This window comes from Stenotrophomonas sp. YJH_SMC_65 (genome assembly GCF_059369475.1).
On sequence record NZ_JCAFSR010000004.1, the window covers coordinates 121,895 to 142,570 of the forward strand.

The 20,676-nt window shown below is 65.8% G+C and carries 19 protein-coding genes; 6 read left to right on the top strand and 13 right to left on the bottom strand.

Annotated features, from left to right (window positions below):
* Positions 1–30: 30 nt before the first annotated feature.
* The 8 genes from atpD to AC5P7A_RS08685 form a co-directional block, all read right to left on the bottom strand.
* Positions 31–1,437 (bottom strand): F0F1 ATP synthase subunit beta, encoded by a 1,407-nt coding sequence (atpD, locus tag AC5P7A_RS08650; RefSeq protein WP_005419510.1) that lies wholly within the window; start codon positions 1,435–1,437, stop codon positions 31–33.
* Between the two features lie 37 nt (positions 1,438–1,474).
* The gene (gene atpG / locus AC5P7A_RS08655) at positions 1,475–2,338 is read right to left on the bottom strand and encodes a F0F1 ATP synthase subunit gamma (protein WP_014648494.1); all 864 of its coding nucleotides are present in this window, start codon (positions 2,336–2,338) and stop codon (positions 1,475–1,477) included.
* Between the two features lie 97 nt (positions 2,339–2,435).
* Entirely contained in the window at positions 2,436–3,983 is a 1,548-nt protein-coding gene (gene atpA / locus AC5P7A_RS08660) for a F0F1 ATP synthase subunit alpha (protein WP_005419511.1), read from the bottom strand.
* Positions 3,984–4,027: 44 nt separating this feature from the next.
* On the bottom strand, positions 4,028–4,555 hold the full coding sequence (locus AC5P7A_RS08665) for a F0F1 ATP synthase subunit delta (RefSeq protein WP_014648495.1): 528 nt from the start codon (positions 4,553–4,555) through the stop codon (positions 4,028–4,030).
* A 2-nt stretch (positions 4,556–4,557) separates the two neighbouring features.
* On the bottom strand, positions 4,558–5,028 hold the full coding sequence (locus tag AC5P7A_RS08670) for a F0F1 ATP synthase subunit B (RefSeq protein WP_005419512.1): 471 nt from the start codon (positions 5,026–5,028) through the stop codon (positions 4,558–4,560).
* 106 nt (positions 5,029–5,134) lie between these two features.
* Complete coding sequence (gene atpE, locus AC5P7A_RS08675; RefSeq protein ID WP_005411133.1) at positions 5,135–5,440, bottom strand: F0F1 ATP synthase subunit C; 306 nt, start codon at positions 5,438–5,440, stop codon at positions 5,135–5,137.
* 73 nt (positions 5,441–5,513) lie between these two features.
* A complete protein-coding gene (atpB, locus tag AC5P7A_RS08680; protein WP_014038569.1) occupies positions 5,514–6,314 on the bottom strand; it encodes a F0F1 ATP synthase subunit A in 801 nt (266 codons plus the stop codon).
* A 31-nt stretch (positions 6,315–6,345) separates the two neighbouring features.
* Positions 6,346–6,711 (bottom strand): hypothetical protein, encoded by a 366-nt coding sequence (locus tag AC5P7A_RS08685; protein WP_014648497.1) that lies wholly within the window; start codon positions 6,709–6,711, stop codon positions 6,346–6,348.
* Positions 6,712–7,169: 458 nt separating this feature from the next.
* On the opposite strand from AC5P7A_RS08685, the gene AC5P7A_RS08690 reads away from it, so the two are divergent.
* The gene (locus AC5P7A_RS08690; protein WP_046432636.1) at positions 7,170–7,988 is read left to right on the top strand and encodes a hypothetical protein; all 819 of its coding nucleotides are present in this window, start codon (positions 7,170–7,172) and stop codon (positions 7,986–7,988) included.
* A 638-nt stretch (positions 7,989–8,626) separates the two neighbouring features.
* On the opposite strand, the gene lpdA is transcribed toward AC5P7A_RS08690, so the two are convergent.
* The 3 genes from lpdA to AC5P7A_RS08705 form a co-directional block, all read right to left on the bottom strand.
* Positions 8,627–10,429, bottom strand: coding sequence for a dihydrolipoyl dehydrogenase (gene lpdA / locus AC5P7A_RS08695; RefSeq protein ID WP_049405902.1), 1,803 nt, complete (start codon positions 10,427–10,429; stop codon positions 8,627–8,629).
* A 107-nt stretch (positions 10,430–10,536) separates the two neighbouring features.
* Positions 10,537–12,249 (bottom strand): dihydrolipoyllysine-residue acetyltransferase, encoded by a 1,713-nt coding sequence (gene aceF / locus AC5P7A_RS08700; protein WP_329768527.1) that lies wholly within the window; start codon positions 12,247–12,249, stop codon positions 10,537–10,539.
* A 167-nt stretch (positions 12,250–12,416) separates the two neighbouring features.
* On the bottom strand, positions 12,417–12,932 hold the full coding sequence (locus AC5P7A_RS08705; RefSeq protein WP_134809325.1) for a DNA-deoxyinosine glycosylase: 516 nt from the start codon (positions 12,930–12,932) through the stop codon (positions 12,417–12,419).
* A gap of 186 nt (positions 12,933–13,118) precedes the next feature.
* Between AC5P7A_RS08705 and AC5P7A_RS08710 the strand changes: the two genes are divergently transcribed.
* From AC5P7A_RS08710 to glpK, 3 genes are all read left to right on the top strand, one after another.
* Positions 13,119–13,754, top strand: a complete 636-nt coding sequence (locus AC5P7A_RS08710; RefSeq protein ID WP_014648503.1) for an OmpW/AlkL family protein — start codon at positions 13,119–13,121, stop codon at positions 13,752–13,754.
* A 246-nt stretch (positions 13,755–14,000) separates the two neighbouring features.
* On the top strand, positions 14,001–15,506 hold the full coding sequence (gene glpD, locus AC5P7A_RS08715; protein ID WP_329768528.1) for a glycerol-3-phosphate dehydrogenase: 1,506 nt from the start codon (positions 14,001–14,003) through the stop codon (positions 15,504–15,506).
* A gap of 105 nt (positions 15,507–15,611) precedes the next feature.
* The gene (gene glpK / locus AC5P7A_RS08720) at positions 15,612–17,111 is read left to right on the top strand and encodes a glycerol kinase GlpK (protein WP_046432650.1); all 1,500 of its coding nucleotides are present in this window, start codon (positions 15,612–15,614) and stop codon (positions 17,109–17,111) included.
* A gap of 136 nt (positions 17,112–17,247) precedes the next feature.
* On the opposite strand, the gene AC5P7A_RS08725 is transcribed toward glpK, so the two are convergent.
* Both AC5P7A_RS08725 and AC5P7A_RS08730 read right to left on the bottom strand, forming a co-directional pair.
* Positions 17,248–18,042, bottom strand: coding sequence for a MetQ/NlpA family ABC transporter substrate-binding protein (locus AC5P7A_RS08725; protein ID WP_014648506.1), 795 nt, complete (start codon positions 18,040–18,042; stop codon positions 17,248–17,250).
* A gap of 25 nt (positions 18,043–18,067) precedes the next feature.
* Positions 18,068–19,039, bottom strand: coding sequence for a helix-turn-helix transcriptional regulator (locus AC5P7A_RS08730; protein WP_014648507.1), 972 nt, complete (start codon positions 19,037–19,039; stop codon positions 18,068–18,070).
* Positions 19,040–19,120: 81 nt separating this feature from the next.
* Here AC5P7A_RS08730 and AC5P7A_RS08735 point away from each other — a divergent pair, with 81 nt between their 5' ends.
* Positions 19,121–19,723, top strand: a complete 603-nt coding sequence (locus AC5P7A_RS08735) for a LolA-like protein (RefSeq protein ID WP_111206398.1) — start codon at positions 19,121–19,123, stop codon at positions 19,721–19,723.
* 106 nt (positions 19,724–19,829) lie between these two features.
* Positions 19,830–20,606, top strand: a complete 777-nt coding sequence (locus AC5P7A_RS08740; RefSeq protein WP_032961276.1) for a DUF481 domain-containing protein — start codon at positions 19,830–19,832, stop codon at positions 20,604–20,606.
* Positions 20,607–20,676: the final 70 nt, after the last annotated feature.

Consider the following 20,676-nt stretch of genomic DNA (forward strand, 5'->3'; position numbering starts at 1 on the left):
TCAGGCAGGATCGCTCCCGCCCGTCCCGGATCAGGCCTTCTCGGCCATCTTCTTGGCCTTCTCGACCGCTTCTTCGATGCCGCCGACCATGTAGAACGCCTGCTCCGGCAGGTGGTCGTACTCGCCATCGACGATGGCCTTGAAGCCACGGATGGTGTCCTTCAGCGGCACGTACTTGCCCGGCGAACCGGTGAACACTTCGGCCACGTGGAACGGCTGGCTGAAGAAGCGCTCGATCTTGCGGGCGCGCGACACGGCCTGCTTGTCTTCTTCGGACAGTTCGTCCATGCCCAGGATGGCGATGATGTCCTTCAGTTCCTTGTACTTCTGCAGGGTCTGCTGGACGCGCTGGGCGGTGTCGTAGTGCTCGTGGCCGATGACCAGCGGATCCATCTGGCGGCTGGTGGAGTCCAGCGGGTCGACGGCCGGGTAGATACCCAGCGAGGCGATCGAACGCGACAGGGTCACGGTCGAGTCCAGGTGGGCGAAGGTGGTCGCCGGCGACGGGTCGGTCAGGTCGTCCGCGGGAACGTAGACGGCCTGGATCGAGGTGATCGAACCGTTCTTGGTCGAGGTGATGCGCTCCTGCAGGACGCCCATTTCCTCGGCCAGGGTCGGCTGGTAACCCACGGCGGACGGCATGCGGCCCAGCAGTGCCGACACTTCGGTACCGGCCAGGGTGTAACGGTAGATGTTGTCGACGAACAGCAGGACGTCCTTACCCTTGCCGTTTTCGTCCTTCTCGTCGCGGAAGTACTCGGCCATGGTCAGGCCGGTCAGGGCGACGCGCAGACGGTTGCCCGGCGGCTCGTTCATCTGGCCGTACACCATCGCCACCTTGTCCAGGACGTTGGAGTCCTTCATTTCGTGGTAGAAGTCGTTGCCCTCACGGGTACGCTCACCCACGCCGGCGAACACGGACAGACCGCTGTGCGCCTTGGCGATGTTGTTGATCAGTTCCATCATGTTGACGGTCTTGCCGACGCCGGCGCCGCCGAACAGGCCGACCTTGCCGCCCTTGGCGAACGGGCACATCAGGTCGATGACCTTGATGCCGGTTTCCAGCAGCTCGGTGGCCGGGGACTGGTCTTCATACGACGGCGCAGCGCGGTGGATTTCCCAGTTGTCGCTGGCAGCGACCGGGCCGGCTTCGTCGATCGGACGGCCAAGCACGTCCATGATGCGGCCCAGGGTGCCGGCGCCGACCGGCACCGAGATGCCACGGCCGGTGTTGACGGCAACCAGGTTGCGCTTCAGGCCGTCGGTGGAACCGAGGGCGATGGTACGCACCACGCCGTCGCCCAGCTGCTGCTGGACTTCGAGGGTGATCTCGGTGTTTTCCACCTTCAGTGCGTCGTACACCTTCGGCACCGATTCACGCGGGAATTCGACGTCGACGACCGCGCCGATGATCTGAACGATCTTGCCCTGACTCATTGCTGCATCCTCTAATGTGTGCTTTGAACGAACGCGGTCAGACTGCTGCCGCGCCGCCGACGATTTCGGAGATTTCCTGGGTGATCGCTGCCTGGCGCGCCTTGTTGTAGACGAGCTGCAGGGTGCCGATCAGCTTGTTGGCGTTGTCGCTCGCCGCCTTCATCGCAACCATGCGTGCCGCATGCTCGGAGGCGACGTTTTCCAGCAGTGCCTGGTACACCAGCGACTCGATGTAACGCGTCATCACGTGCTCGAGCACGGTCGCGGCATCGGGTTCGTACAGGTAGTCCCAGTCGTGGTGAGCGACCTGCTTCTCAGCCGGCGGCAGCGGCAGCAGCTGATCGAAGCTGGCCTTCTGCACCATGGTGTTCACGAAGCGGTTGTAGACCAGGTACACGCGGTCGATCCTGCCTTCGGTGAAGGCGTCGAGCATGACCTTGATCACACCGATCAGCGATTCCAGCTTCGGCACGTCGCCGATGTGGGTCACGCTGCCGACCATGTTGACCTTCACGCGGCGGAAGAAGGTCGAAGCCTTCTGGCCGATGGTCACCAGGTCCACTTCGGCACCCTTGTCCTGCCATGCCTTGGCTTCGCCCAGCATCTTGCGGAACAGGTTGTTGTTCAGGCCGCCGGCCAGGCCGCGATCGGAGGAGATCACGATGAAACCGACCCGCTTGACCTGCTCGCGCTCGACCAGGAACGGATGCTGGTAGTCGGTGCTGGCCTGGGCCAGATGACCGATCACCTGCTTCATCGCCTGCGCGTACGGACGCGAGGTCTTCATCCGATCCTGCGCCTTGCGGATCTTGGAGGCCGAGACCATTTCCAGGGCGCGCGTCACCTTGCGGGTGTTCTGCACGCTCTTGATCTTGGTTTTGATTTCGCGTCCGCTTGCCATCTCTTGTTTCCCGTGGCGCGGGGCTGATGCCCCGCGTTGTTCAACCGTTTGTCATCTGGTCCAGCGGAGCCAGCGGCTCCGCTCTACAGGACCGCGATTACCAGCTGCCGGTGGTCTTGAACTCGGCGATGCCCTTCTTGAAGGCACCTTCGATGTCGTTGTCCCAACCGCCGGTGGCGTTGACCTTGCTGATCAGCTCGCCCTGGGTGTTGGCGAAGTGGGCGTGCAGGCCTTCTTCGAACGCCAGCAGCTTGTTGACCGGCACGTCGTCGAGGTAACCCTCGTTGACGGCGTAGATCGACAGCGCCTGGTTGGCGATCGACATCGGCGCGTACTGCTTCTGCTTCATCAGCTCGGTGACGCGCTGGCCACGCTCCAGCTGCTTGCGGGTCGCTTCGTCCAGGTCCGAGGCGAACTGCGCGAACGCAGCCAGCTCACGGTACTGGGCCAGCGAGATGCGGATGCCGCCCGACAGCTTCTTGATGATCTTGGTCTGGGCCGAGCCACCGACGCGCGACACCGAGATACCGGCGTTCACGGCCGGGCGGATGCCGGCGTTGAACAGGTCGGTTTCCAGGAAGATCTGGCCGTCGGTGATCGAGATCACGTTGGTCGGAACGAAGGCGGACACGTCGCCGGCCTGGGTCTCGATGATCGGCAGCGCGGTCAGCGAACCGGTCTTGCCGGTGACCTTGCCTTCGGTGAACTTCTCGACGTATTCCTCGGACACGCGGGCAGCGCGCTCGAGCAGACGGGAGTGCAGGTAGAACACGTCACCCGGGTAGGCTTCACGGCCCGGCGGACGCTTCAGCAGCAGCGAGATCTGGCGGTAGGCAACGGCCTGCTTGGACAGATCGTCGTACACGATCAGCGCGTCTTCGCCGCGGTCCATGAAGTACTCACCCATGGTGCAGCCCGAGTAGGCGCTGATGTACTGCATGGCAGCCGATTCGGAAGCGGTCGCGGCCACCACGATGGTGTGGGCCAGCGCGCCGTTCTCTTCCAGCTTGCGCACGATGTTGGCGATGGTCGACGCCTTCTGGCCGATCGCAACGTACACGCACTTGATGCCGGTGCCCTTCTGGTTGATCACCGCATCGATCGCCATGGCGGTCTTGCCGGTCTGGCGGTCACCGATGATCAGCTCGCGCTGGCCACGGCCGATCGGGATCATCGAGTCGACCGACTTGTAACCGGTCTGCACCGGCTGGTCGACCGACTTGCGCCAGATCACGCCCGGCGCAACGCGTTCCACCGGAGCGGTCAGGTCGGTGCCCAGCGGGCCCTTGCCGTCGATCGGCTCGCCCAGCGCGTTCACGACGCGGCCCAGCAGTTCCGGGCCGACCGGCACTTCCAGGATGCGGCCGGTGGTCTTGGCGACGTCGCCTTCGCGCAGGTGCTCGTAGTCACCCAGGACCACGGCGCCGACCGAGTCGCGCTCCAGGTTCAGGGCCAGGGCGAAGGTGTTGTTCGGCAGTTCGATCATTTCGCCCTGCATCACGTCGGCCAGACCGAAGATGCGCACGATGCCGTCGGACACGCTGGTCACGGTGCCTTCGTTGCGCGATTCCGCGGCCAGCTTGACCTTCTCGATGCGGTTCTTGATCAGTTCGCTGATTTCGGAGGGGTTGAGCGTGGTTGCCATCGTCAAGTCCTAGTGCCGGCAGCGGGGCCGGACGTTAAATGAATTCAGTTAGCGAGCGCGGTCTGCAGACGGGCCAGCTTGCCCTTCAGCGAACCATCGATGACCACGTCGCCGGCGTCGATCACGGCGCCGCCGATCAGCGAAGCATCGACCGCGGTGGTCACGTCGACCTCGCGGTTGAAGCGCTTGCGCAGCGCAGCCTTGATCGCGTCCAGCTCGCCGGCCGACAGCTCGGAAGCCGAGGTCACCGTGGCCTTGACCACGTGCTCGGCTTCGGCGCGCAGGGCGTCGAACATGCCGGAGATTTCCGGCAGCAGCGGCAGACGATGCGATTCGGCCAGGATGGCCAGGAAGCGCGAGTAGGTCTCGCCGTGCGACACCGGCGCCAGCAGGGCGACGGCGTCGTCACGACCCAGCTCCGGGTTGGCGAGCAGGGCCGCCACGCGCGGGTCGGCGGCGACGTGGGCGGAGAACGCCAGGGCGTCCGACCACGGCGCGAACGCACCTTCGTCGCGCGCGGTCGCGAACGCGGCGCGGGCGTACGGGCGGGCAAGCGTGAGGGCCTGGCTCATCCTTAGATCTCCGAGGCCAGCTCGTCGAGCAGCGCCTTGTGGGCGTTGGCGTCGATTTCGCGCTTGAGCAGCTTTTCGGCACCGGTCACGGCCAGCGCGGACACCTGCTTGCGCAGATCTTCACGGGCACGGTTGGCGGCGGCGTCGATTTCAGCCTGGGCCAGTTCCTTCTGACGGGTGGCTTCGGTGATCGCTTCGTTACGGGCTGCATCAACGATCTGGTTGGCACGCGCGTGGGCCTGATCGATGATCTCGTTGGCCTTGGTGCGGGCTTCCTTCAGCGCTTCGTTGACCTTCTCCTGCGCCTGGGCCAGATCTTTCTGGCTGCGGTCGGCAGCAGCGAGGCCTTCAGCAATCTTCTGCTGGCGCTCTTCGATCGCGTTCATCAGCGGCGGCCAGATCTTGGTCGCGATGATCCAGATCAGACCAGCGAAGGCCAGCGCCTGCGCAAGAAGGGTGAAATTGATATTCATGGTTAGCTCGATCGCTGGTTTCGGGGTGGACGTGCCGCCGAAGCGGCACATCCGGCCTTCATCCGAAACCGGGTGCATCAGCACCCGGTCGTCTCAAACCGCTGTATCAGCCGGCCAGAGCCTTGGTGACGGCGCCAGCAAAGGCAGCCGACAGCGGGTTGGCGAAGGCCAGCAGCAGGCCAACGGCGACCGAGATGATGAACGCGGCGTCGATCAGGCCGGCGGTGATGAACATGCGGACCTGCAGGACCGGAATCAGTTCCGGCTGGCGCGCGGCCGACTCCAGGAACTTACCAGCCATGATGGCCAGACCCAGACCGGCGCCCAGCGCGGCCAGGCCGATCATGATGCCGACGGCAAGGGCGGTGGAGCTCTGAATCTGCGCGAAGTTGGTCAGGACGGCGAAGTACATGGTTATCTCCAGGAACTTAAGTTGCTAAGGGTGATGAAACGGATGAAGGTTGAAACGCGTTGAAGCTTGAAACTCAGTGAGCGTCTTCCGACAGGCTCAGGTACACGATCGACAGCATCATGAAGATGAAGGCCTGCAGCGGGATCACCAGCAGGTGGAACAGCATCCAGCCGAGGCCGAACACACCACCCGCGATGGCACCGAAGAAACCGGCACCACCCAGCACCCAGATCAGCAGGAACACGATTTCGCCGCCGAACATGTTGCCGAACAGTCGCATCGCCAGCGAGATCGGCTTGCTCAGCCACTCGACGATGTTGAGGATCAGGTTGAACGGCATCATCCACTTGCCGAACGGCGCCGTCAGGAATTCCTTGACGAAGCCGACCAGGCCCTTGGACTTGAGCGCGAAGAACAGCATCAGGAAGAACACGCTGATGGCCATGCCGAGGGTGGCATTGACGTCAGCGGTCGGCACCGGCTTCCAGTAGTGCACGCCCACCCATTCCAGCGGCTTGGCGATGAAATCGGCCGGGATCATCTTCAGCAGATTCATCAACAGGATCCAGAAGAAGATCGTGATGGCGATCGGCGTGACCAGCTTGCTCTTGCCGTGGTAGGTGTCCTTGGCCTGGCGGTCGACGAACTCCAGGCAGATCTCGACGAAGGCCTGCCACTTGCCCGGCACGCCGGCGGTGGCCTTGCGGGTCCCCAGCCAGAACGCGACAACGATCACCAGGCCCATCAGGACGGCGGTGAGGAAGGTATCGACGTGGATATGCCAGAACATACCCTCACCCTTGCCGACCGGTGCGGTCAGGTTGTGCAGGTGATGCTGGATGTAGCTGGTAGGGGTTAGAGCCTCGCCCGCCATGTGTCCGGAACCTTCAGTTAATTGAATTCTGTCAACGCCTGGCCATGGCCAGGACCTGGAACATCAAGCCGACGGCGATACCGGCCAACAGCGCCAATGCAGGCAGCTTGAAGACCAGGAACCCCACCAGCAGGACGCCGAAAACCACGACCCACTTGGCCACGATCGCAATGATCAGGCGAGCCATCGCCGATCCTGCGGCCACCGCACCACCGCCCAGAGCCATCCGTGCCGCAACCCAGCCGCCGGCCGAAATGGCCACACCGGACGCCAGCGCGCCGAGGGCATACTTCGGACCTACCAGCAGGAAGGCCAGGGCCAGGACAGCCACCGCGGCCAGCGGGTAGACCGCGGCGCGCAGCATCAGTCGCCGACCCGCATCAACGGAGTTCAGCACAGGACGTCCCGCGTGGTTGCAAGTGGAGGGCTGAGGCGGCTACAGCAGGGGGGCCTCATCGAGCCGCCAAATTATAGCAATGGGACAATTTGCGAGACAACCGCTGCCTGTTCATCCCTGGAAGCCGCAAGTTGCGGTAACGGTTACATTTTTGCGTGCCACCCGGGGGACAATGACGTCCGCGTGATGCTGCACCGCAGTATTGAACTTTGGTCGCAGGCGCGGAACTTTCGCTGGATGCGCCGGTCCGATCTTTCGACCTGCCTGCAGCAACCTCGTCGACGCTCCGCCCCGCAGGTCCCACGATGGCCCCGAAGCCCGTCTCCGGGGCCATCTTTTTGCGTCGTCGCGACAGGGCTGAACCGTGCACACTCCGTGGACCATACGTTCACGGATGGTGGACGGCGGCGTCCGGCACAGTGGTCTTCATTCTGATGAACCACTGCAAGGACTCTTCGATGCGCCCCGTACCCACCCTGCTCGCCCTTTCCCTGCTCGCTGCCGGCGCCTCGTTCGCCAATGCCGCCCACGCCGCCGAAGGCGACGACCGCTTCGCCATCCGTCTGGGTGCGATGAACATCGATTCGGACAACACGCTGCGTGGCAGCACCACCGTGGCCGGCCAGGACATCTCCCTGGACCAGGACTTCAAGCTGGGTGGCAAGGAATGGGAGCCGCGCATCGACGGCATGTTCCGCATCAGCAACCGTCAGCGCCTGCTGTTCAACTACTTCAAGTACGACAAGGACCGTCGCGAGACGCTTGACCAGGGCATTTCCTTCGGCGGTGAGAGCGTGCCGGCCGGCAGCTTCGTTAAGGGCGAGCTGAAGTACCAGGTGGCCAGCCTGGTCTATGACTACTCGGTCGTCGATACCGACACCTTCGACCTGGGCCTGCAGATCGGTGGCGAGTACGCCAAGGTCAGCACCAAGGGCTACGCGGACCTGGGCACGGTGTATGAAGGCCAGTTCCTCAACGAGAAGGCCGATGGCGTGGCACCGGTGGTGGGTGCGCGCATGACCTTCACCCCGTCCGAGCGCTGGATGATCACGCTGCAGGGCCAGTACCTGAACACGCGCTGGGGCAGTTTCGATGACTACAAGGGCGACCTGAGCCGCGCCAATGCGATCGTCGATTACCGCTTCACCAAGAACTTCGGTGTGTTCGCCGGCTACGACTGGTTCAAGCTGGACGTGGACAAGAAGGGCAGCGACGGCACGGTCGGCCTGAAGCAGGAATTCAAGGGCCCGGTGGCCGGTATCAGCTTCGTGTTCTGATCCCCTGCCCCTTCCACGGCATCTTCTCTCCTGGCGCGGCCTCCGGAACATCGGGGCCGCGTTTTTTCTTTGCATCGTCGAGCAGAAAAGCAGGCTGGTCGAGCGCTGGGGGAAGAGGGGCTTGCGTGCGAATGTCCCCCGGCGCCGGCCTACGGCCGTCACCTCCTCCTTTACTTCGCACACAAGCCCCTCTTCCCCCGCGTGTCAGGCATCCAGGCGGGTCAGGCTGTGGCTCTTGACTATCCGCAAGCCGAGCCGCTGCGCGGGTGGCAATTGCCGTAGACGCATGCGTGGTCGAGCGCTGGGGGAAGAGGGGCTTGCGTGCGAATGTCCCCCGGCGCCGGCCTACGGCCGTCACCTCCTCCTTTACTTCGCACACAAGCCCCTCTTCCCCCGCGTGTCAGGCATCCAGGCGGGCCAGGCTGTGGCTCTCGACTATCCGCAAGCCGAGCCGCTGCGCGGGTGGCGGGCATTTCGACAAAGTAAAGGAGGAGGCGACCGCCGCAGGCGGGCGACGGGGGACATTTGTCGAAATGCCTGCCACCCGTGCAGTGGCCCCACCCTTTGCTGCAGCACTGATCGAAGAAAAAAAGCCCCGGCAGATGCCAGGGCTTTTCGTTCGGAACGGCGCGGACGCCTTACTTCTTCTTCGGCATGTACAGATCGGTGATCGTGCCGTCGTAGATTTCCGAGGCCATCGCCACCGACTCGCTCAGCGTCGGATGCGCATGGATGGTGTGGCCGATGTCTTCCGCTTCCGCACCCATCTCGATCGCCAGGCCGATCTCGGCCAGCAGGTCGCCGGCATGCACGCCGACGATCGCGCCACCGATGATGCGGTGGGTCTCTTCGTCGAAGATCAGCTTGGTGAAGCCCTCGGTGCGACCGATGCCGATCGCGCGGCCACTGGCGGCCCAGGGGAACTTGGCCACGCCGACCTTCAGGCCCTTGGCCTTGGCTTCGGTCTCGGTCACGCCGACCCAGGCGATTTCCGGGTTGGTGTAGGCCACCGACGGAATCACGCGGGCGACCCACTCCTTCTTGTGGCCGGCTGCCACTTCAGCGGCCAGCTTGCCCTCGTGCGTGGCCTTGTGGGCCAGCATCGGGTTGCCGACGATGTCGCCGATGGCAAAGATGTGCGGCACGTTGGTACGCATCTGCCGATCGACCGGGATGAAGCCGCGGTCGGTGACCTGCACGCCGGCCTTCTCGGCATCGATCTTCTTGCCGTTCGGCGAGCGGCCCACGGCCACCAGCACGCGGTCGAAGGTGCCCTGCGCCAGCGCAGGCGCCTGGCCTTCCTCGGCGGCTTCGAAGGTCACGGTGATGCCCTTGGCATCGGCGGTGACGCCCGAGGCCTTGGTCTTCAGGTGCACGTCGATGCCCTGCTTCTTCAGGCGGTCGGCCAGCGGCTTGACCAGGTCCTTGTCGGCGCCCGGCATCAGCTGGTCCATGAACTCGACCACGGTGACCTTGCTGCCCAGCGCGCTGTACACGGTGGCCATTTCCAGGCCGATGATGCCGCCGCCGACGACCAGCAGCGAGCCCGGCACTTCGGCCAGCTCCAGCGCATCGGTGGAATCCATCACGCGCTTGTCGTCCCACGGGAAGTTCGGCAGCTTCACCGCCTGCGAACCGGCGGCGATGATGCACTTCTGGAAGCGCAGCAGCTGGGTGCTGCCGTCAGCCGCAGTGATTTCCAGCTCGTTGGCCGAAACAAACCTGCCGACGCCCTGCACGTTGCGGACCTTGCGCTGCTTGGCCATGCCGGCCAGGCCCTTGGTCAGCTGGTTGACGACCTTTTCCTTGTACGCGCGCAGCTTGTCCAGGGTGATGGTCGGCTTGCCGAACTCGACGCCGAAATCACCGGCGTGGGCAACCTCGTCGATGACCGCTGCGGCGTGCAGCAGCGCCTTGGACGGGATGCAGCCGACATTGAGGCAGACGCCGCCGAGGCTGGCGTAACGTTCGACCAGCACCGTATCCAGGCCGACGTCGGCGGCGCGGAAGGCCGCGGTGTAGCCGCCCGGGCCGGAGCCCAGCACGACCATCTCGCATTCGATGTCGGCCGGCTTGCCGCTGGACAGCGCCGGCTTCGGCGCAGCCGGTTCGGCCGGGGCGCGGTGCGACGGGGTCACCGGCGGCTTGCTGGCCGGGGCGGCCGGAGCCGGCGCGGCGGCCTTGGCCGGGGCTTCGGCGGCGCCTTCAGTGTCCAGCACCACGACCACGGCGCCTTCGGACAGGGTATCGCCCAGCTTGACCTTGATTTCCTTGACCACACCAGCGGCCGAGGACGGCACTTCCAGGGTGGCCTTGTCCGACTCCAGGGTTACCAGACCCTGGTCCTTCTTCACCGTGTCGCCGACGGCGACCAACACTTCGATCACCGGCACATCGCTGTAATCGCCGATGTCGGGAACCTTGACTTCAATCGTGGCCATGGTGGGTTTTCCTCGTGCCCGCCCGGCGGCGCCGGCGGGCTGTCACTGCATCTGTTCACGCGGCCGCGCCAGGGGCTGCGGCCGCACGGTGGGGGCGAAGCGGTGCCTTACAGCAGCACGCGGCGCATGTCGGCCAGTACCTGCGACAGGTACGTGGTGAAGCGTGCGGCCAGTGCGCCGTCGATGACGCGGTGGTCGTAGCTCAGCGACAGCGGCAGCATCAGCTTCGGTGCGAATTCCTTGCCGTTCCAGACCGGCTGGATGGACGACTTGGAGACGCCGAGGATGGCCACTTCCGGTGCGTTGACGATCGGGGTGAACGCGGTGCCGCCGATGCCGCCCAACGAGCTGATCGAGAAGCAGCCGCCGCTCATGTCCGCCGGGCCCAGCTTGCCGTCGCGTGCCTTCTTGGCCAGTTCGCCGGTTTCCTGCGCGATCTGCACCACGCCCTTCTTGTCCACGTCGCGGATGACCGGCACGACCAGGCCGTTCGGCGTGTCGGCGGCGAAACCGATGTGGAAGTACTTCTTCAGGGTCAGGTTTTCACCGCTGGCATCGAGCGAGGCGTTGAATTCCGGGAACTTCTTCAGCGCTGCGGCGCTGGCCTTGATCAGGAAGGCGAGCATGGTCAGCTTGATGCCGGCCTTCTCGTTCTCCTTGTTCAACGCCACGCGCAGGCCTTCCAGGTCGGTGATGTCGGCCTGCTCGAACTGGGTGACGTGCGGGATCATGGCCCAGTTGCGGGCCAGGTTCGCACCGGAGATCTTCTTGATGCGCGACAGCGGCTGGACTTCGGTCTCGCCGAACTTGCTGAAGTCGACCTTCGGCCACGGCAGCAGGTTCAGGCCACCACCAGCGGCGACGGCGCCACCGGCAGCGGCCGGCACGCCACCGCTGAGCGCGGCCTTGACGAACTTCTGTACGTCACCCTTGGTGATGCGGCCACCCTTCTCGGTGCCGTTGATCTGCAGCAGGTCCACGCCCAGCTCGCGGGCGAACACGCGCACCGCCGGGGTGGCGTACGGCACCTTGGCCGGCAACACGCCATCGGCATTGAACTGCACCGGCGGGCTGGACGGGGTACCGGCCGAGGCGATCTCGCGGGCCGCCAGCTTGTCCGGCTGCGCCGGCACAGCGACCGGCTCGACCTTGGTGGCGGTCTCTGCGGCAGCCGGAGCGGCAGCAGCAGCGGCCTTGGTCGGCGCCGGCGCGGCAGCGCCCTCGGCTTCGATGATGGCAACCACGTCGCCTTGCGACAGATTGTCGCCCACCTTGACCTTGATCTCCTTGACCACGCCGGCCACAGACGACGGCACTTCCATGGTGGCCTTGTCGCTTTCCAGCGTGACCAGGCCCTGGTCCTTCTTGACCGTATCGCCCACGGCGACCAGCACTTCGATGACCGGAATGCCGGCGTAGTCGCCGATGTCCGGCACCAGGGCTTCAACCGCACCACCGCTGGCAGCCGGAGCGGCCGGCGCAGCTGCGGCCGGCGCGCTCTGGGTGGCGGCAGCCGGGGCAGCGGCCTTGGCCGGTGCCGGTGCGGCAGCGGCCGGCTTGGCGGCTTCGGCCTCGCCTTCGGCCACTTCGATCAGGGCCACGACCTTGCCTTCGGACAGGCTGTCGCCCACTTTGACCTTGAGCTCCTTGACCACGCCCGCCACCGAGGACGGCACTTCCATGGTCGCCTTGTCGCTTTCCAGCGTCACCAGGCCCTGGTCCTTCTTGACCGTGTCGCCGACGGCGACAAGCACCTCGATTACCGGGATATCGCTGTAGTCACCGATATCGGGGACAAGTGCTTCCTTGATTTCGGCCATGGGGATAACTCCGGCAATCTGGTGTAGGGAAACGTCTATTGTGCGGCCAGCGGGGTCCAGCGCCAACCGTTACAGGTGTTTTCAGTACGCACGCAGCCGGGACAGGCTGTTGCCCATGGGTCGGGTGCGCGACCAGTCGGTAGCGTATTGTCCAGGCGATGTCCGCTTCATGTCGCCCGCGCGTCGGCCACCGGCTGCCAGGCCTGGCGCAGGCGCGGCAACGACCACGCCGCATTGGCAGGGCTGGTCGACGGCAGCGCGACCACCTTCGGCGGGGCCTCCAGCCGCGGCAACACCCAGCGCTGGAATGCCTGCAATGACGCGCCGCCATTGCAGCCGATCAGCGTCAGCTCAGGCAACGTGGCGATCAGTTCCGGCAGTGCATTGGCCACTTCCGTGCCACGCACGATGTCCGCATCCAGGCTGCCGCGCCGCTCGCAGCGCCCGATCACATCCCACAGGCCGATGCCTGCGGCCTTCAACGCCTGCAGCCGTTGCGCATAGGGCAGATCCGCGTCGAAACCGCAGATATCGGCCATCAGCGGCCAGAAGCGGTTGCGAGGATGCGCGTAGTAGCGCTGCTCCTGCAGGGATGCCACGCCTGGCATCGAGCCCAGCAGCAGCACCCGGCATCCCACGTTCACCTGCGCTGGCAGGCCAATGCACAACGTTGCTGCGCTCACATCTTCTCCAACTGCATGAATGTCGGCGAGAGCAGAAAACGCCATGAATAAAGGCATTCCGCACCCGTCGCTGAACAAGGAAAACTATTTTTTAACGTGCGTCGGATTCGATTCATGTTGGGGCGACTACGGTGTGCTCGCCCCGCAACCGGGGGCCCAAAACAAGAAACATTAGGAGATACCCCCATGCGCTCCATCCGTATCCTGAGTCTCGCCCTGCTGACCTCCGCCGCCTTCGCGCCGGCCGCTTTCGCCCAGGACAGCAGCACCACCGATACCGCTTCGGGCAAGCATTTTGCCGTTGTTGGCGGCATCTCGCTGCTGGAGCCGAAGAACGACCCGATCACCGGCGTGAAGAAGACCGACGGTGGCCCGGCGCCGACCGTCAGCTTCAGCTACTACATCAACGACAACTGGGCCGTTGAGCTGTGGGGCGCTGCCGACAAGTTCGACAACAAGTTCAAGGGCCCGAACAACGCCCGCCTGGGTTCGGTCGAGCAGCAGCCGGTCGCGCTGAGCGGCCAGTACCACTTCGGCCAGGCCGACAACGTGTTCCGCCCGTTCGTGGGCGTGGGCTACTACCAGTCGAGCTTCAGCAACGAGAAGCTGGGCAACGGTGCTGACACCGACATCCGCTTCAAGGATGCCAAGGGCGTGATCGGCACCGTCGGCGTCGACATGAACATCAACTCCACCTGGTTCGCCCGCGCTGACGCCCGCTACATGCGCGCCCGCCCGGACATCAAGGTCGGCGGCGAGAAGATCGGCGAAGCCAAGATGGATCCGTGGACCGTCGGCTTCGGCATCGGCGCCCGCTTCTGATCCAGGCAGCACCTGCTTCACTGATGCAACGCGACGGGCCCTTCGGGGCCCGTCGTCGTTTCCGTCACCCGCGTTCCGCGTGTAGAGCCGAGCCCATGCTCGGCTGCTTTTTTGTAGAGTCGAGCCAAGCCCCCTATCCCGAGTCGAGCGGCGGGCTCCGCGCGCATTGCGATGCGTTACGTTCAATGGCGCCCACGGTCAAGGGTGGCGCGGCTCGGCTCTACAGACACAGGACGCGGAGACACGATGGACGACGTCGACCTGCTGGTGATCGGTGGCGGCATCAATGGCGCCGGCATCGCCCGTGACGCCAGCGGCCGCGGCCTGCGCGTGCTGCTGTGCGAACAGCATGACCTGGCCGCGCACACCTCCAGCGCCAGCAGCAAGCTGATCCACGGCGGCCTGCGCTACCTGGAGCAGGGCGAGTTCGGGCTGGTGCGCAAGGCGCTGGGCGAACGCGAGGTGGTGCGCCGGCAGGCGCCCCATCTGGTCCATCCGCTGCGCTTCGTCCTGCCGTGGGAACCGCACCGGCGCCCACGCTGGATGCTGCGCGCGGGGCTGTGGCTGTACGACCATCTGGGCCGGCGCAGCCCCGCCTTCCCCGCGTCACGCGCACTGGAACTGCAACACGATCCGCTCGGCCAGTGGCTCTCCCCGGCGCTGCGGCAGGCCTTCAGCTACGCCGATGCGCAGGTCGATGACGCGCGGCTGGTACTGCTCAACGCCCTGGATGCCGCGCAGCGGGGCGCACAGGTGCAGGTGCGCAGCCGCTGCATCGACCTGCACCCCGTGCAGGGCCGGTGGCGGGCCGTTCTGGAATCCGCCGATGGCCAGCGGCACCCCGTGAATGCCCGCGCCGTGGTCAATGCGGCGGGCCCGTGGGCCGGGGGCCTGCTGGAACGGATGCAGGCGCGCAGCGGCGGCCCTGCGCTGCGCCTGGTGCAGGGCAGCCACATCGTGCTGCGCAGGCCCTGGCCCGATGACAGCGCCTGCCTGCTGCAGCAGCCCGACGGACGGGTGGTGTTCCTGCTGCCTTTCGCCCACGACCACCTGCTGGTGGGCACCACCGATACCGACTATCGCGGTGACCCGGCGCGCTGCAGCGTGCTGCCTTCCGAGGTGACCTACCTGTGCGAAGCGGCCAATCGCTACCTGCGTGACCCCATCGCCCCGGACGAGGTGGTCTGGGCGTTCGCCGGTGTCCGTCCATTGCTGGCCGACCCGGATCCGCGCGCAGCGCAGCTGAGCCGCGACTACCGCCTGCAGGTGCAGGTGGACCCGGCACCGGCGCTGCATGTACTGGGCGGCAAGCTGACTACCTACCGGGTGCTGGCCGAGGAGGCACTGGACCTGCTGCGCCCTGCCCTGCCACAGATGGGACCGGCCTGGACGGCGCGCGGAGACCCGCTGCCGGGCAGCGACTGGGGCGACGCCGCACAGGCGTGCTCGCGCCTGCTGGCGCTGGCACCGTGGTTGCCCGCAGGTATCGCGCGACGCTGGGCCGGGGCCTATGGCAGTCGCAGCGCGGAACTGCTGCAGGGTGTACACGGCCTGCACGATCTGGGCGAGGACTTCGGCGGTGGCCTGCATGCACGCGAAGTGGACTTCCTGCGCGAACGCGAGTGGGCGTGTGACACCGACGATATCCTGTGGCGCCGGAGCAAGCTGGGGTTGCGCCTGGATGCTGCGCAGGTGGCACGGCTGCAGGCGTGGATGGAGGGTCGGATCCCTTTTCCACGGAAAGGGCTCTGACCCCCGTGTTGCCACGTGTGCCAACCCAGGTTGGCAGCTACCAGGGCAGCCGCGGGCGACGCGATCGATGCATTAGGATTTCCCCATCGCCATTGGAGACGCTGCATGACGCCCCGCTACGTGCTGGCCATCGACCAGGGCACCACCAGTTCGCGCGCGATCCTGTTCGACCGCGCCGGCGACATCGTCGGCAGCGCGCAGCGCGAGTTCGCGCAGATCTTCCCGCAGCCCGGCTGGGTCGAGCATGACCCCCGCGAGATCCTTACCAGCGTCTATGCCACATTGACCGAACTGCTCAGCCGCGGGCAGATCGACCCACGCCATATCGCCGCGCTGGGCATCACCAACCAGCGCGAAACCACCGTGGTCTGGGACCGTGCCACCGGCCAGCCGATCCACAACGCCATTGTCTGGCAATCGCGGCAGAGCCACGCCATCTGCGAGCGGCTGAAGTCCGACGGGCATGAAGCACTGATCCGCGAGCGGACCGGGCTGCTGATCGACGCCTATTTCTCCGCGACCAAGGTGCGCTGGATCCTCGACCACGTGGATGGTGCGCAGCAGCGCGCCGAACGTGGTGAGCTGCTGTTCGGCACCATCGACAGCTGGCTGGTGTGGAACCTCAGCGGTGGCCAGGCACATGTGACTGACTACAGCAATGCGGCACGCACGCTGCTGTTCAACATCCACACGCTGGACTGGGATGACGACCTGCTGGCCCTGCTCGACATTCCGCGCGCGATGCTGCCGCAGGTGCGCGACTCCAGCGCGGTGTACGCACACACCCGGCCGCAGTTCTTCTTCGACCATCCGATCCCCATCGCCGGCATCGCCGGTGACCAGCAGGCGGCGCTGTTCGGCCAGGCTTGTTTCCAGCCGGGCATGGTCAAGAACACCTATGGCACCGGTTGCTTCATGTTGATGCACACCGGCGCGCAGGCGGTGCGGTCGCGCAACGGCCTGCTGACCACCATTGCCTGGGGCCTGGACGGCCGCGTGGAGTACGCGCTGGAGGGTTCGATCTTCATCGCCGGCTCGGTGGTGCAGTGGCTGCGCGATGGACTACGCATGATCGAACGCGCCAGCGACAGCCAGGCGCTGGCTGCGCAGGTGCCCGACAGTGGCGGCGCCTACCTGGTGCCGGCGTTCGTCGGCCTCGGCGCGCCCTATTGGCGCAGTGATGTGCGCGGTGCGATGTTCGGCCTGACCCGTGGCACCCGCAAGGCGCACTTCGTGCGCGCCGCGCTGGAAGCGATGGCCTATCAGACCCGCGATGTACTCGATGCGATGCAGTCCGATGCGGGTATCGCGCTGACCGAGCTGCGCGCTGATGGCGGTGCGATCGGCAACGACTTCCTGGCCGGTTTCCAGGCCGACATTCTCGGTGTGCCGCTGCTGCGGCCGCGACTGACCGAGACCACCGCGCTGGGTGCGGCCTACCTGGCCGGCCTGGCAGTGGGGTTCTGGAACAGCCGCGAACAGATCGCCGCGCAATGGGGCCTGGACCGGCGCTTCGAGCCACGGATGGAGGTGGCCCGGCGCGAGAAACTGTATGCGGGATGGCAGCAGGCGGTGGCCGCCACCCTCGCCTTCCACGTCGATTGAAATGGCAATGCCCTGCCCTGCTGCGGCACGTGGAGTGACACTGTAGAGCCGAGCCATGCTCGGCTGCCGCTGGCGGGATACCGCAAAAAGCAGAGCCGAGCATAGGCTCGGCTCTACAGGCGAATGGGCGCTGGCGTCAGAACGCCGGCAGCACCGCGCCCTTGTACTTGGTCTCGATGAACGCCTTCACCTGCGGGCTGGTCAGGGCCTTGGCCAGCTTCTGCACGCGGGCGTCGTCCTTGTTGTCCGGGCGCGCGACCAGGAAATTCACGTACGGCGAGTCCTTGCTCTCGATCGCCAGCGCATCCTGGGTCGGGTTGAGGCCTGCGTCCAGCGCGTAGTTGGTATTGATCAGGGCCAGGTCGACCTGGTCCAGCACGCGCGGCAGCATCGCCGAGTCGAGCTCGCGGAACTTCAGGTTCTTCGGATTGGCGATGATGTCGCGCTGGGTCGCCAGTGCGTTGGTCGGGTCCTTCAGCTCGATCACGCCGGCCTTGTGCAGCAGGATCAGCGCGCGGCTGTTGTTGCTCGGATCGTTCGGGATCACCACGTCGGCGCCTTCGCGCAGCTCGGCCAGCGACTTGACCTTGCGCGAGTACGCACCGAACGGCTCGATGTGCACGCCGATCACCTTCACCAGGTCGGTCTTGCGGTCGCGGTTGTAGGCATCCAGGTAGGGCTCGGTCTGGAAGTAGTTCGCATCCACCTGCTTCTGCACCAGCTGGTCGTTGGGCTGCACGTAGTCATTGAACACCCGCACGTCCAGGTCCACGCCTTCCTGCTTGAGGATCGGCTTGACCACCTCGAGGATCTCGGCATGCGGCACGGCCGTGGCGGCCACCACCAGCTTCTGCGAGGGCTCGCCGGACTTGCCGCAGGCGGTCAGGGCCAGCGCAGCGGCGAGCAGGGGCAGCAACAGGGTCTTTTTCATGGGGGATTGAATTCTCGGGGGAGTGTCAGGAGTTTTCGTAGTTGCTCAGGGCCAGCTCAAGCAACGCCTTGGCCTGCTCGCGCAGCATCATGGGCTCGACGATCTCGGCATCCGAGCCGTAATGCAGCACATCCATCAGCAGCTCGCGCGAGACGCTGTACGGCACCTTCAGCTCATAGCGGCCGTCGGCCAGGAAGCGGCCCTGCTGCTTGGAATGCCAGTGCTCGTCGGCCACCCAGCGCGCGGCCTTGGCGCTGAACAGGATGGTCGCCCAGCCCTTCGGCGCGCCAGAGAAGATGCCGTAGCTGGCGCCGAGCTGCTCGTCCAGCTCGCTGTCGGCGACGTCGCGCGCGGTGCTGTCGACCACCCGCGCCTTGTGGATGCGGTCGACCGCGAAACTGCGCAGGGCGTCGCGGTCATGGTCCCAGGCATCCAGGTACCAGTTGTCGCGATAGTGGGTCAGGCGCTGCGGCGAGACGGTGCGCTTGGTCGGCTCGTCGGTGGAACGGGCACGGTACTCGAACGCCAGCTGGCGGCGCTCCAGCACGGCCGATGCGACGCTGCGGAAGCTGCCTTCGTCAAACTTGCGGCCACGGTGCGGAATCACCCGCACGCGGTCGACCGGCCAGCTGGACACGCCGGCCTGGGCCGCCAGCAGGCTCTCGATGCGTTGCTGCAGCGGTGCCAGCACCGACGACAGCACACCACCGCCGGTCCGCGCCAGCAGGTGCTGCGAGGCCAGCAGGGCATGCAGCTCCTCCGAGCTGAGCCACAGGCCGGGCAGCTCGAAACGGTCGCTCTCGTCAGCCTGGTAGCGGAAGCCCGCCTCGCCGTCGCCCTCGATCGGTGCCATCAGCGCATCGCGCAGGAAGGCCAGGTCGCGGTAGACGGTGGCGCGGGAACAACCGAGCTTGTCCTGCAGGGTCGCCACCGTCACCGGATAGCGCGCGGACTTGAGCAGACGATGCAGGGCGGTGATGCGTTCGTATCGGTCCATACCCCCGATTATGTCCGAGTCGCGGGTCTTGTGTGGGACGTTTGGGCTATCGTGGTCGGCCCCACCCCCATGGAATGCCCGATGCGCCGGTTGCCTGCCCTGTCCCTGCTGGCCTGCCTGCTGCTGGCCGCCTGTGATCGCGCGCCGGCGCCGGCCGGCGCCGAGCCCCCGGTACCCGTCGCCGATCCGACGCAGGCGGTGCTGGGCGCCAGCCAGCGTTTCGCGGCCCTGCGCAGCTTCCACGCCGAACTGGAGGTGCTGGGCGCGCCGCAGCCGGTACGCAGCGGCATGGACTTCGTCGCGCCCGATCGTTTCCGGGTGGAGACGCCGGCGGGGCCGCAGACCATCATCGGCGACACCATGTTCCTGCAGGCCGACGGCGCGATCCGCCAGGTGCCGACCCCGCCCGGCCTGCTCGAGCAGTGGCGCAACCCGCTGCCCGCCGATGCCCTGCCCGCCGATCTGAAGGCCGAAGATCTCGGCAGCCAGTCGCTGGACGGGGTGCAGACCCGGCACTACCGGCTGCGCGGCACCCAGCCCGGGGAACGCCTGGAGTACTGGGTGGATGCCCAGGGCCTGCCACGCCAGATCGTACGCAGCGGCAGCAGCAATGGCCGCAGCTTCCAGCTGCGCCTGCGCTATTCGCGCTTCAACGACCCTGAGGTGCGCGTCGATCTGCCCTGAATAGGCGACCGCGCCAACGTTCGCTGAAGCGCGCATTGGATCGATTCGGACCGCCATCACGCTTCCAGTATCATCACCGGCTGTCAACCGTTCCGGAGAAGCCTCGATGTCCCTGCGCGTGTCCCTGCTGATCCCCCTGCTGCTGTGTGCGCCGCTCGCATACGCACAGGATGCCTCCGAACTGGCGGCGATGTCCTCGCCGTGGAGCGGCAGCGGCGGCGAGCTCGGCTTTGCCTCGGCACGCGGCAACAGCAGCACCGAGAGCTTCAACGGCCGTCTGCGCCTGCGCTACACCGACGGTGACTGGGTGCACAGCATGGACCTGTTCGGCCTGCGCTCCAGCTCCAAGGTGACCGAAACCAACGACGACGGCACCACCACCCGCCGCAACAACACCACCGCCAACCGCTACACCGGCAGTGCCGGCAGCGCGCTGCAGCTGGGCGAACACCGCCAGCTGACCGCGACGGTGCGTACGGAACGCGACGACTTCGCCACCTACGACCGCCAGAGCTCGTTCGGTCTGGGTTACGGCACCCGCCTGTGGAACACCGAGCGCTTCTCGTTCGACGCGCAGATCGGCCCCGGTGTGCGCCGCACCCACAGCACCGAGGACGACCGCACCCGCACCGGCCTGATCGGCCGTGGCCTGTTCGACATGAAGTATTCGCTGACTGACAACACCGACCTGGTCAACACGCTGCTGGTCGAATCCGGTTCGTACAACACCTTCGGCCAGAACGACTTCGGTGTCTCGGTGAGCATGAACGAGCACCTGGCACTGAAGGCCGGCTGGCAGGCGCGCTACAACAGTGATGTGGCCGAGGACAAGCGCAAGACCGATACGCTGACCACGATGAACGTGGTCTACAAGTTCAAGTAAGCAGAACGGGTGCCAGGGCGCCCGTTCTTCTTCCGGTAGTGCCGGCCGCTGGCCGGCAACTGCGTTCAAG